Source organism: Fictibacillus arsenicus, assembly GCF_001999465.1.
Classification (GTDB): domain Bacteria; phylum Bacillota; class Bacilli; order Bacillales; family Fictibacillaceae; genus Fictibacillus; species Fictibacillus arsenicus.
The window spans coordinates 694,628-707,423 of sequence record NZ_MQMF01000002.1 but is presented as its reverse complement, the minus strand read 5'-3'; the positions used below and the strand labels follow the sequence as shown (position 1 = coordinate 707,423).

The following is a 12,796-nucleotide window of genomic DNA, read 5'->3' as shown; positions in this document are numbered from 1 at the left end:
TTTTATTAGTGGTATTCATTTGTTTTTCATAAGTGTTTGCCTATACATTAACAGGGAGAAATCCATATACTTAAACGAAAAGATTTTATTTTGAGAGGGTTGCTTTTTTTTGTTTCAACACACAAGATTGAGTGCTCAAGAATTAATTAATATCTATAATGTGAACAGCTATGGGATAACTAATTTACCTGGTTATGGTCAAGTGATTGTTCAAATTACAGGTTATACTTTGAATACACAAACAAACACTGGAGACGTATATTTTAAAATATTTACTCCAACAGAAGATATATCAATAACTTTACCTTTACAAGCGATAGGTGGTTGGACACCTTATAACGGTCCTATTCCTCCACAATTCGGACACCAAGGCGGTCTTCCGGGCGGCATGGGTGGTCAGGGGTATGGTCAAGGTCAAGCTTTCCCATCACCATGGGGAGGTCAAGGCACACCAAGCGGCTGGGGTACTTGGGGTAATTAATGTAATAAACGTTGATTTTTGCTAACAAAAAGAAGCCACCTAATTCATATGCGAATTAGATGGCTATTTTGTATTATTTATATATTTTTACTTAGTAAAGAACCTCATGAAGAAATTTCTCCAACACCGCAACGCTCGTAATCTTCTTGTTGCACTCATGACTGTCCACGCACATATAGTTACCGATTGCTTTATAGTAATCAGGTGATGCGTTCTCCGGTTTAGATTTGGTGACCGCTGAAAACAGCGCCACATCACCAATCCCATTACATAAAAAGCAAACTCCTTTGTTCGCAGGTGTATAACGCCCTTGAATGCCCACCGTTTTGCCGTTTAGATGATAGACGATGAACAGCTTTTGAGTTGCTATGTCCACCCAGCCCAGATAGCTGATCTGGTGATGATCGATCGCATTTAAGTTAGGTGTCTTTAACTTCTTGATCTTCGGGAACAACTTCAGGATCTGTTTTCCAGTTACTTGTGAAAATGCTTCTAAATAAGGTTCCAGAGAAATGAAGTATTGCTGAAATTCTTCTGTTTTACGTAAACCCACAAACTTTTCTAACGTATGTTTTTGAGAATCAGTTAGTTCCGGAAACGAATCCAACATAGTAGATAGAGCGTTAAACTCTACCGCGTCAATGACTTTAGGGTCAGCACCATTATTGCAGGCATGCTGCAAATGTCCGACCTGTTTTTTGATGAGGTTATATTGATGGTTTCTAATGAATGGTGTATTCATTGCTTTTCAGCTCCTTTTGTTTTAATAAAAAATAAAACAAGCTGCAAAGCCCACTATTAGAAACGATAACTGCTCTAAGGCGACAATCCTATCTATTTACGATCCGCCCATACAAAGTATCGCCCTAACAACAAGGCTTCGCATGAGCAGCTTTTGATTACGGCAAATTGATTTGCCATTTCCATCACACTCCATTCATCACATTTTATTATAGGAAGTATTCTGGAGAACTGCAAATATATATAATGACAAAAGGAATTTGTTTTTTTCAGTAAGGAAACACTTTACTCATAATACTAAGTGATTGATTCTATTATAGATATCACATGTACTTTTTCAACAAAATGGTACATTTCTTCAAGAATATTATAAATGTTTAATACATATTCAATGCTAAATTGCTACAAATATTGTTATAATAAATTAATGATTAGAAATTTAATCAGGCAGGTGTTATCTATAAAAATAGTAGAAGAAATAATGAAGGAATCATCTCTTAATATAATAGTCGAAATTAAAGACCACTCAGAAACTCGGCCATTAGCTGGCGGGGTATATAATCCAAAAGAAAATAAGATCACGCTTTATATAAAAGGATTAGAGAATCAGTGTCTTTCATTATATAAATCATTAAAGCCTTTCGAGATACATGCAGCTATTGTATTTGCACATGAATTAGGTCATGCCATGGACGATACTCTCTTAGATATTTGTGAACAATTAGATACTATAAAAGTAGATTATTTAAGAAGAAGAGTTGAATTGCGTGCTGAGACAAATGCATGGGAAAAAGCTAAGCAACTGCTTGGTGACAGACTTAGTTTGCCGGGACACATGGAATTGTTTGAACTCTTGATGCACCACTCTCTAGAACCATATTATCGTAAGAGATTTGCTGCGTGATAGCTGGTGATTATAACTGTCATTTTGTTTTGAATATAAAAAAGATAAAAAAACTCGGACCTTACATTAAGGTCCGAGTTTTTATTGGTTTTATCCGTTGTTATTATTATTGTTGTTGTTATTGTTATTTCTTGCGTTTCCGCCTTTTTCACCGATCTCTTGATAAAAGTCTTTATCATGATTTTTGGAGGTAGCTTCTCCGCCTTTTTCACCGATCTCTTGATAAAATTCTTTGTCATGGTTTTTGGAGGTAGCTTCTCCACCTTTACGACCTGCTTCTTCTCTACTCATTTTACCTTGATCTTCTCTAGCCATTGAAAATTCCTCCTTTAAATATTTTCAGCTGACAATTTTCTTGTTTGTCGGCTGTACAGAGAATGTATCCGTTATCCCGAGATAATAAACTTCAAAATGTGCTTTTCTTTTTTGAAAGATGAAAATTTTTCTGTAATCACTTGAGATTTATGAATTCAAAAGAAGTGAAAAACTTTTTCAATATGAGATTCACGGCTGTAATTAAAGATAAAGTATTTTATTGATATACTGAATTTTGTCGATGCATTCATTGCTTCTCAACCCATTTTATTTTTATAAAAAAAGAAAACTGCAAAGCCCATTATCTGAAACAGTATTCAGCAAAGGAAAAGTAAAACAATATATAATTATTATGATAAATTTAAAAGGGGTGAATAAATGAATATTATAAAAAAATTTGGTGATATACCTAAAATAGAAACGGAACATCTTATCCTTAGAAAAATCACATTAGATGATGCTGAAGGTATGTATTTATATGCCTCTGATGAAGAAGTAACGAGATATGTAACGTGGGATACTCATTCTTCTTTATCAGATACAACCCATTTTATAAATTCATTTTTGCCTCAATACGATGCTCCATGGGGAATTGAGCTAAAAGAAAATGGTAAGTTTATTGGAACAGTTCATTTTGTGTGGTGGCAACAACAACACAATAGTGCTGAAATCGGATATGTTCTTTCAAAAGAATATTGGGGCAAAGGGCTAATTACTGAAGCAGCAAGAGCAATCATTTCTTTTGGTTTCGAAAGTATGGACTTAGTGCGTATTCAGGCAAGATGTTTTTTAGAAAACAAGGGTTCAGAGCAAGTTATGAAAAAGTTAGGTATGTCTTTTGAAGGAATAAGTAGAAAAGTAATGTATGTTAAAGGCGAACATAAAGATTTAAAGGTGTACGCTTTATTAAAGTTTTAGAGTTTTTACAAAAGATTTAAATTAGTAAACAAATCAAGTACACCTTTTTATTTTGTTGCTTATGTTTCATAGAAATTTAATGTGATTTAATGGAATCTTTAGTTCAGGTTCGTTCGTAAGGGTGTCTTTTTTCAATAAAGTTTGAAAGCCAAATGTTAGCGGCAAAGACAACGATATAAACGAAAAAAGATAAATACAATTTCCAACCTGTATACGTAAAAACATGAAACTTCAATGAAATCCATTCTATAGAGATCGCTATCCCAGCCCAAAAAATAATATAAGATAGAAGTTTTATGCCATTGGGTTTTTTATGTTGATAGAAGTTTACAACAAAGTAAGGAAGAGTTGGGTAAGTAATAAAATGCAATAATACATCAAATAATTCATGCTTGGTATGATCAATTGTAGAATAAAAGTTGTAAGGTTTTATACCTATGGTGATATCGGCTAACAAAGCAAGAAAAACATTAAATGTCCAAATAATAATGAGGGTAACAGCAGACAAATGTTTAGGTGATTTATACACCAGGAACAAGGTAATGATTGTGGAAAAGATAATAAATATTTCATTCGCATCAAATTTCTCAGGAAGAGGTAAAATCATATCGTATTCACCTCTTTGTTTCTATTAATAAGTTTTTCTAGATAAAATGAGTAAATAGCCAATAATAAAATAATTAGACTGTATCTCAAATAGGAATAAAACACGTTCCAATTCACCCATTCTAAATAACCTATATGAACGAAATATATTTCACTTGAAATAAGTGCGGTTAAGAAGATAAAGAGAAGAATAAGTTTACTAAAAATACTTCTCTTAGAGAACAAAATATAAATCAACCATAATAGTAACGCTGGTTTGAGAGAAAGCTCTGGAAATTTTTGTGTCCAAAAAATCAAGGTGCTTGTGGGATCTTGCTTTGTTAATTTTAAATTTAAATTAATGATTACACCTGTATTTGTAATTAAAACATTGGAGAAAAAATAACAGCCCAAGACATTAGTAATGTTCATTTTCTTCATCAGAATGTATAAGGAACTAAAGGATAATATGGCTAATAGGATAAAAAGCCACAAATGTTTCATAATAAGTCACCAACTTTATTAATATGAACATTAGTTTTTACATAAATTCGCTGATTTACACTATAAATACATCCAAATTGGAAGGTGTAATAACTCAAGAAAGGAGTAGGTAACTCTATATTAAATCTTTAAAATTGTTGCATTTCTTCAGAAGGAGAAGTGCTCTTTTTTATTGAAATTCTTTAAATCGCAACTGCAAAAATTTGGAGGTCTAGTTATGATAAAAGGTATGAATGTATATCTAAATCCTGTGGATCGGAGTGAAGTAGAATCTTTACTAGAACTTGAAACAAGGAACATGGATTTTTTTAATCAATATGCCCCTAATCGTGATGCTGATTTTTACACGTTGGAAGGACAAGTGAAAAGACTGGAAAAGATGGCGGAGAACAGAGAAAAGGATTTAGGATACTCTTTTGGTATATACCTTAATGAAAACAATGAACTCATCGGTCAAATTGGTTTTTTTAAGCTGGAAAGAGGTCCTGCTCAAAAGGCGATGGTAGGATATTCTCTTGATAAAGAGTGGAACGGAAAGGGTTATATGACAGAGGCTCTGAAATTAATCGTTGATTTTGGATTCAATCAGATTAATTTGCATCGAATTGAAGCTGAAGTAATGCCTCAAAATATTGGATCCATAAGAATATTAGAGAAGGCTGGATTTCATAAAGAGGGAATTGCAAAGAAAAATGTAATGATTAACGGGAAGTGGGAAGATCATCAAGTACTGGCTATCATTAATAATAAATATGAAGTGGAGTAACTTTTTACAAAATAAAAAGAGATGGTTAGTAATAATTTCTTTAATCATAGTATTTACTTTATTGCATTCCACTCCAAGTATAGCCTTAAAAACACACGTTTTTTTTATGGGCTATCCAATAGCAGCTATTACATCGGGGATCGTTGAAGATGATTTTCATAATAAAGTAGATAAAGAGAAGTTTGCAAAAATAAACGCTAAAGCATATACGCTAACTAAACCTCCGATTGAAAAAGCTACCCAGGGGAAATTAAGAAATTACCTAGTAAGAAAGATTGGAATTTGGTATTTTGCAGAATTTTTGGGAGAAGGTTAATTTTACTGTTTTGAGAAATGGTTAAATGATGTAAAAATGTCTGGTCTAAATCTGGACGTTTTTTCTTTTACTCTTTAGTGTTTGGTTAAGCTGTTTATTTTTCGTCTAAGCTTTTTTAGAGGAACTTTATTTTAATAGAAACTTTTTTAAAAAATTAACGTACTTGTACAGAGCCTATTAAAAGGGTACATCTTAGTTTTGATTAAAGGAGTTTACGATGGAAAATTGGTTAACGAGCATCATGAATGAATTCGGCTATGTTGGCATCTTACTGCTGATTGCGCTCGAGAATATATTTCCGCCCATCCCGTCGGAGATCATCTTAACGTTTGGCGGGTTTATGACACAAACCGCTAACCTGAGTATTTTAGGGGTAATCCTATCAGCAACAGCGGGGTCAGTTCTGGGTGCTTTAGTGTTGTACGGAATCGGCCGGCAGCTGGATGTTGAAAGAATGGAGAAAATCGTAGACCGATGGGGGCATATTCTGCGTCTAACGAAAAAGGACATACATAAAGCGGATGCATGGTTTTATAAATATGGTCCCTGGACGGTATTCTTCTGCCGTTTTGTTCCGCTCGTTCGCAGTTTGATATCGATCCCTGCTGGAATGTCTAACATGAACCTGGGTGTGTTCCTAGTGCTGACAACTCTCGGAACCCTGATATGGAACGTGGTACTCGTGAACCTCGGAGCTTATTTTGGAGAATCGTGGGATGTAATCGCTCATTATATGGATGTTTATTCTAAAGTGATCTATGTGGTACTGTTCGTGTTATTCATAGTTTTGATTGGATTATATATAAGGAAACGCCAAAAATGATAATTAGAAATTCTTTGGAAAAGGATCCAACCTCATTTATACTTGATGTAAGAAAATAACAAGTTTTAAGAGGAGGAACTATGAAACTAGGCGCATTTTCTGCAAGTTTAACAGTAAAAGACATTCATGCATCTAAGGAATTTTACGAAAAGTTAGGGTTTACAACCCTAGGTGGGGACATTACACAAAATTGGCTGATCATGAAGAATGAAAGCTGTGTGATTGGTCTATTCCAAGGCATGTTTGAAAAGAACATCCTCACATTTAACCCAGGATGGAATCAAAATGCCGAAAATCTCGATTCATTTACGGACGTTCGAGAACTTCAAAAAGAGCTGAAAGCAAAAGGCATTAAGATGCTTACTGAAGCAGACGAAACAAGCGAAGGACCTGGAAGTTTCATGATAGAAGATCCGGATGGAAACCCAATTCTTGTGGATCAGCATAGATAAATCAAATATGTTTTGAATAAAAACCAAGTTGCGGCTTGGTTTTTGTTGTATTTCAAACAAGAACCAATGGAACAACGTAAGCCTGAGAGATTGTACCCTCAGGCTTTTGTTGTGTGTTTTCAGTAAGAACATATTTTTAAATTTGTTCTTACTAGATTCATTTATTAAAGGGTAATTCATTTTTTATCCACGGTAATTTACTTTTTATCAAGGGTAATCCGCATTTTATACAGGGTAATTCATTTTTTAAACGATTTTCGACACCGCTCGACAACGAAGGCATCCAAATCAAACCCGCAAACTGCCTTGTAGCCTTGCATTTGGCTGATAGTGCCCGATTGGTATGTGAAGCAGACTAGTTTTTTTCCTTTTTTTCAATTGAAAGAGTTCATCATACCAAGGGACATGAAACCCGAGGATCGGATGTGCGCCTAGGTTTAAAGAAGAAGCGGCTAAAGTCAGCGAATGGGAAAGCAATCCCGCTTCCATATGCTGAATCCTGTGGCCTCTGTATCCGTAAGCATGCTTATAGTGATCTCTATCACCAGCGATTGTTAACGAGAGAGGAATCTGAGCTGTATTCACAAAGTCAGATAACAATCCATCTTGCAATGCGGTTCGGTAATCGCCTTCTGCTAAAGAAATTAAACCGTGTTTTGAATTATTGTAAACATACATCCCATTACGCAATCCATCTATTTGATAGGTGGTTACATACATTGAAATCCGGGAAGGAAGATGTGGATCACCTGTATCCAGGTCATTACGATAAGGATTCACAGCATGAGTTTCAGTTAAAAGAGATGATAAAGTGTGCTCGTTAATCGGCTTTAACACAAAATCCAATCCAGGTGAATATCGTTTACGGCATGCCGAAAAAAAATCATAAGATAACCGGTCGACTTTAGTCAGAGGAACAGCAGGTTTGTTCCACATTTCTTTTCTAGCAGTCTTACTTTCCGAGGCTGTTGTAAAAGGATCAATCATGCATGCTTCATTCAACTTAAGCAGCATTGGGTATTCAATGATTTCCTTCGACCGGACGTAATGCTGATGGTGGAGCGGTTTTAGTTCAGCGCATAAATTTTCTGCCGAAACCAGATCAGACGCTTCATCACGAAACCAGGTCATTTTTTTATCAACAGAAAGAGGTATCACAGCATAGACACTTTCTTCGTTTTCGTTGATGCCGATCAGATGATTAACGGCTCGATCCAAAAAGTGATAATAGACTCCTGTTTCAAAACCGAGACGCCGCCCAACTTCGAGCAGCTGACCGATCACAAACCCAGCATCCAAACCTTGCAGACGATAAGAGAAGTTATGATATTTAAAAAAGTTCTTCCAAAAGAAAGTCGAGATGAAAACAGCTCCAAAGGAAGATGAAATGTCACAGCGGCTCCCGAGTGCCTGATCTAAATAATCGTCAAAATTTCCTTCCCGCAAACAAACTAAACGGTGGTGTGCAACATCATAGTGATAGATGCCAGCAGCCAAATCTTCAATTTTTAAATACAGATAAAGTTCATTCGGATACAGCCCTCCGCCGGATGGGACAAAGCGCCGGCATGTTGTCCATGAGTTCGTATCGCCAGGAAAAGGGAACGATTCGCTCATTTGCGTCAGTCCGAAGCTATACCAAAGAAAGTGGCTAATTTCTTTTAAAGTGGGTTTAGACGTTTCTTCCAGTGTGTCCGGAATCTCTAAAGTCATTTTCACAGCTGGCAGACCCCGGTAAAGTTTATAGGGAAGCGGCGCGTCGTCCCAGTTTACCTCCCAGCTAGGGGGAGTTATTTTGTCAGTCTCGTAATGAAGTTTATATAAAAACTCATCAAGATTCATAACGATTCCCCCTTGCTAGCTTATGGAAATGGATGAGGATACGGATTGAGCTCGCCGTAAGTAAGAGGCTGCTGTACGTACCCGAGTTTTGCCGGAACAGTCAGAACTCGATCCAGTCCTTCTAACCGAGTTAGGTGGTGTCCGAATGTCATCGGCAACATGCCTGGAATTACAACTTTTACACAGTGAAGTCCGTTTCGTTTCAGCTCAGGTCCTGTCTGATCCACTACTATGACTTCCAGCTTCAACTTTTTAAACGTATCTAAAACTCCATTTAAATCATCCAACAAGTCAGCTGTTTGACGGACTGGCTTAAATTCATCTTTAAAATTCCTTTTCATCCGTTTATCCAGCAGGAAGAACATCCGTTTCTCAGCTTCCTTTAACCCATACAGCATCGAATGATCTTCCATATGGCGGATGCGATAGGAGTCATATAGCATTTCTTCATATTTTTTGCGGTTCTTTACAAACACATCGTCCATGTTCAAGAGCATGCCGGAGAGTTCTTGGACGGCTCCTTTTACCGCACGAATCGGATCGAGGTGGGCACCTGCTGCACATAGTAGATTCAACCCGTTATCATTCGTATTCTTAGCCATCGCCCAAATGCTCGGAATGCCGTTTTCCGTCGTCGAATTAAAAAGATGGATCTCGTAGCCCGTTATACTCTGAAGGCGGTGAAGCATGAGCTGAAGTTCCGTATCATCGATCGTCTTGCAGTCGAGGCGGGGAATAGGAAGCTGTCCGTACCATGCCATAAGGAACGCATCGCGCTCAACGATCTCAAAGATTCCGTACAAAATCGCTTCCTCTAAACTGCCCCCGACCGCACAGCCGTTGGAAGTTTCGTACACAAATCCTTCTCCGCCACCTAAGCTGTAATAAGCGTAAGTTTCAGGAACAAGGATCGGCCGGTCTTCTGTTAACGAATAACCCCAAACCCAATGAACAGGGCGGTCACGGTCTAACGGATTAAACGGAAAATGTGGCCGCTCGTATTGTTCCTTCGTATGAACACCGATCGAATCAGAATCCAGTGCATACTTCTCAACCTTTGAATACGGCTCATACACAGTCGTTCGTTTACCTCTGGGCGCATAGCCGCAATATCTCTCAAGTCCCTCTAAAATACCAGAGAGCTCACTATGTGCGTAAGAGTGGGTGCGTCCCGCGTTCAACTCGTTGCCCGAGAGCAATGGAAGATTGACGACCGTATCTGCAAAAGGGGACAAGTAATCATAGCGTTTAAAATTCAAAACACCCGTCCGGCTGTCTAAGTAGTCTTTGCTGAGCACATTCTGAAGCTCTTCAATCGAACGGCATCGGTAACTTTCCATCGAAGTTTTTGGGCTTTGCTTTAAAGAAATTTTTGCGGAATCCACTGAATCCTCTGGCAGAACACCGCAAACTGAACAATATGGGTCAGGCAAAAAGAAATGGCGAGAAAGCTTGAAGGTATGCAGGTGAAGAAAAAGGACGTGCTGAGCGGTCTGTGATTTTTCTCCATTAAAGAAGCGATGGACCTCATCTTGAATGAGAGCAGCAGTTTGAGAGATTGCAAGATTAGTTCCCCATGGATCTGGTGATGGGTCAGCTTCATTTATCTTGGAATCTTTTATCTGAAAAAGCTCTCTCCGGTCTGTTGCCGTTATAAAATGGCGAAGATCAGCACACTGAGAACAGCCGGGTTCTTCAGGCAGAACAAGGGGACCGATGTTTGCTTCACCAAATGAAAAGAACGCCCGGAGCCAAGGAATGCCCTGTGAACGGAACACTTCTTCAGCTTTTACATGTTCTGCCGGATTCCATGAATCGTGAAGGACTAATACTAGACTTTCGTTTTTAGGGATGGCTTCTTCTACAGAATCCCAGCGTGCAATTTGATAGGTTTCACATAATTTCATAGACACATAGTCAGCCAACCGACCGTTTCCAATGATTGCGATGGAGTGCTTCATGACTGTTCCTCCTCGCATAATGTGACACCGAAAATTCCGGCTGTATGTTCTTCGATGATAGTTTCAGCTTTCAACAAGAAAAACTCTGCGCGCACGTTATTCTTTTCTAGTGTTTGAAGTGCTGAAGCAAATGTTTCGTGAGGGGATTGATCAGCTAGTGAAACGGTCTGTGTTTCCGTTTTACAGGAAATAGAGTTAACTTTGACGCCATAAGGGTGAAAAAGGTTTTCATTATTTTGCGTGTCGATCAAAGCGGTTTTTAATGCGCGCTCTAAAGCTATCTTATTATTCAAACCAGCACTTCCGTACCAGTGGTCATTGGTCTGCACCCAGACGATAGGAAAACCGAGCACTTTAACACCGCTAAATAATTTTGTTTCCGGACAAAATGTAGACAAAGACTGTATCAAAAAGCGGCATCTTTCATCATGTAGAGTGCTAATGTCTAATTTAGTTAGTGCAGCATATTCCTTTGACTTTACAAAAGTTTCATGAAGACAGTTCTGTAAGGCTCTGCACATACCTTCCACTACCGTCTGACCAGCACCAATGCTCAATGAGGGAGAGACATCCTGGTATAATCCTTTTATATACGTTTCAACCCCTGAAAGACCTACTTCCGTCCTTGCTTCATCATGCGTAAGACCCGAACAGACAATCTCTGTGTGTGGGTTGGATACCGTAACTTTACATTGTGACAAAGGGAGTTGCAGCAAATCTTCTTCTTCCCACGTATGAAAAATACCAGTTTCTCTTGAAGTGATCTGATAAAAGAGCGACTGAAAATCCTTTTGCGGTTCACTTACGTCCAGCATGTGCAGCAGTGGGTCTGGAATGGGCACAGCATGAAGGCTCTTTGTCACATGTGGATGAGGAATAACAGTGTGCCAGCTGCCCTCAAGTGTTTCTATGTTAAGTCTGTAGATCAAGCTGTCTTTGGTGGTTTCCTGAAGACCGGTAATCGTTTTAAAAAGTTCAAAAACCGCAACGTTGGCGAGCATGGAAACTGCGGTTGGCGAAGGAGAGTAACTTTCTTTATGATGAAGCCGGCGATAAGCAGACTCCCAGCACGCAATGGATTGTGCGGAAACGATAGGTCCCGCGAATGCAGCATTTTTCTCAATCGTAACAGGTAAAAAGATCTTATCAGTTTTTTTGCAGAAATCTTGTGTAGAAAGAAGCTGATCACGGTCATCACCATTGGAACCGTAGATGATGCATTCAAACGGCTGTAATGTTTCATTAGCTTGTTTAATAGAAATCATGGTGTCCGGATCTGCCGCCTTCGCATCAGCAATCATCTTTTGCAGTTTGGTTTCATCATTATTTTTAGCTAGGAAGACGCTGAACGCAGGATGACCAGTTTCAATCAACGAACCGACAAGAGAATAAAGAAGGGGACCCGAACTTAGGACAGCTACTTTTGTCGCTCGATAAGTTTGAAACCGGTGTGCGCCAGAGTCTTTTAAATGACTGATGTATTCAATCTGTGAGGCGTATTTTTTAAGAATATGATCGGGAAGCTCGTGGGGAAGATCCTTGCTAACATCGCGCACAAATCCATTTTCGAATAAAACATCCGTAATCTTATACACTTGGTCTTTATAGGGTTCTGGTAAGCCGTTTGTTATTTCACCGAGTGTCAGACTGCCGTCTAGCATAGGGATTAATTTCTCCAGCCACTTTTCTATCGTACTTCCTTCCATTCGTACAGAGGTGACATTATTACGGAGATAGACCCCTTTATTCGCTTCCGGATAAATGAAAAGATCTTTTTTTACCTTTAAACACATAGAAGGATTAACTTTGTTCATAAGACCACTCCTCCAAAAAAAGCTCATCATCTATTCATATGGGATACATTTTGTCCATTATGTATTTTAAAAAAATGAAGAGGAGCGGCGTGAATGTCCGAAATTTGGCAGATTTCACGGTACGCGTTCTTATATTTATTACACGTTCGCTCAGAATCACTGTCGTTTCGCTCCAACTAGCCTCCGAATCACTCAAGAATGCCCTAGTTTCGCTCAGGGGCGTACATCTGCACTATAGAATGACAGGTTCAACCAAGCAAAAGTCCCTTAAATATAAAAAAGCTGACTTTAAAGGCCGCTTTTAATGCCTTTTTCGGTCAGCTTCTATCTTGTTTAAATTAAAAATAGCTTATTTATGTCTCACAATCAGATTA

General features: G+C 38.2%; 12 protein-coding genes and 1 pseudogene. 7 read left to right on the top strand and 6 right to left on the bottom strand.

Annotated features, from left to right (window positions below; genetic code table 11):
- Window positions 1–109: 109 nt before the first annotated feature.
- Window positions 110–481: a hypothetical protein gene (locus tag UN64_RS10795; RefSeq protein ID WP_077362526.1), complete on the top strand. Its 372-nt coding sequence runs from the start codon at window positions 110–112 to the stop codon at window positions 479–481.
- Window positions 482–572: 91 nt separating this feature from the next.
- Here the strand turns inward: UN64_RS10795 and UN64_RS10790 are convergent, their stop codons facing one another.
- Window positions 573–1,223 carry a FusB/FusC family EF-G-binding protein gene (locus UN64_RS10790; RefSeq protein WP_077362524.1) on the bottom strand — a complete coding sequence of 217 codons (651 nt, stop codon included), beginning with the start codon at window positions 1,221–1,223 and terminating at the stop codon, window positions 573–575.
- Between the two features lie 480 nt (window positions 1,224–1,703).
- Between UN64_RS10790 and UN64_RS10785 the strand changes: the two genes are divergently transcribed.
- Window positions 1,704–2,126 (top strand): hypothetical protein, encoded by a 423-nt coding sequence (locus UN64_RS10785; protein WP_077362522.1) that lies wholly within the window; start codon window positions 1,704–1,706, stop codon window positions 2,124–2,126.
- 114 nt (window positions 2,127–2,240) lie between these two features.
- Here UN64_RS10785 and UN64_RS10780 read toward each other — a convergent pair.
- Window positions 2,241–2,441: pseudogene (locus UN64_RS10780) on the bottom strand (KGG domain-containing protein); the annotation flags it as partial.
- Window positions 2,442–2,819: 378 nt separating this feature from the next.
- On the opposite strand from UN64_RS10780, the gene UN64_RS10775 reads away from it, so the two are divergent.
- Entirely contained in the window at window positions 2,820–3,359 is a 540-nt protein-coding gene (locus UN64_RS10775) for a GNAT family N-acetyltransferase (protein ID WP_077362518.1), read from the top strand.
- Window positions 3,360–3,462: 103 nt separating this feature from the next.
- On the opposite strand, the gene UN64_RS10770 is transcribed toward UN64_RS10775, so the two are convergent.
- Window positions 3,463–3,966 (bottom strand): hypothetical protein, encoded by a 504-nt coding sequence (locus UN64_RS10770; protein ID WP_077362516.1) that lies wholly within the window; start codon window positions 3,964–3,966, stop codon window positions 3,463–3,465.
- 699 nt (window positions 3,967–4,665) lie between these two features.
- Here UN64_RS10770 and UN64_RS10760 point away from each other — a divergent pair.
- The 4 genes from UN64_RS10760 to UN64_RS10745 all read left to right on the top strand — a co-directional run bounded on the left by UN64_RS10760 (window position 4,666) and on the right by UN64_RS10745 (window position 6,805).
- Window positions 4,666–5,214 (top strand): GNAT family N-acetyltransferase, encoded by a 549-nt coding sequence (locus UN64_RS10760; protein ID WP_077362512.1) that lies wholly within the window; start codon window positions 4,666–4,668, stop codon window positions 5,212–5,214.
- The gene (locus tag UN64_RS10755; protein WP_077362510.1) at window positions 5,201–5,530 is read left to right on the top strand and encodes a hypothetical protein; all 330 of its coding nucleotides are present in this window, start codon (window positions 5,201–5,203) and stop codon (window positions 5,528–5,530) included. Before UN64_RS10760 ends, UN64_RS10755 begins: the two co-directional genes overlap by 14 nt.
- 217 nt (window positions 5,531–5,747) lie before the next feature.
- Complete coding sequence (locus UN64_RS10750) at window positions 5,748–6,353, top strand: DedA family protein (protein WP_077362508.1); 606 nt, start codon at window positions 5,748–5,750, stop codon at window positions 6,351–6,353.
- An 80-nt stretch (window positions 6,354–6,433) separates the two neighbouring features.
- Entirely contained in the window at window positions 6,434–6,805 is a 372-nt protein-coding gene (locus UN64_RS10745; RefSeq protein ID WP_077362506.1) for a VOC family protein, read from the top strand.
- Window positions 6,806–7,093: 288 nt separating this feature from the next.
- Here UN64_RS10745 and UN64_RS10740 read toward each other — a convergent pair whose 3' ends face one another.
- The 3 genes from UN64_RS10740 to UN64_RS10730 are packed head-to-tail and all read right to left on the bottom strand — an operon-like array spanning window position 7,094 to window position 12,422.
- Complete coding sequence (locus UN64_RS10740) at window positions 7,094–8,647, bottom strand: SagB family peptide dehydrogenase (RefSeq protein WP_077362504.1); 1,554 nt, start codon at window positions 8,645–8,647, stop codon at window positions 7,094–7,096.
- Window positions 8,648–8,667: 20 nt separating this feature from the next.
- On the bottom strand, window positions 8,668–10,608 hold the full coding sequence (locus tag UN64_RS10735; RefSeq protein WP_077362502.1) for a TOMM precursor leader peptide-binding protein: 1,941 nt from the start codon (window positions 10,606–10,608) through the stop codon (window positions 8,668–8,670).
- Window positions 10,605–12,422, bottom strand: coding sequence for a hypothetical protein (locus UN64_RS10730; RefSeq protein ID WP_077362500.1), 1,818 nt, complete (start codon window positions 12,420–12,422; stop codon window positions 10,605–10,607). Before UN64_RS10730 ends, UN64_RS10735 begins: the two co-directional genes overlap by 4 nt.
- Between the last annotated feature and the right edge of the window lie 374 nt (window positions 12,423–12,796).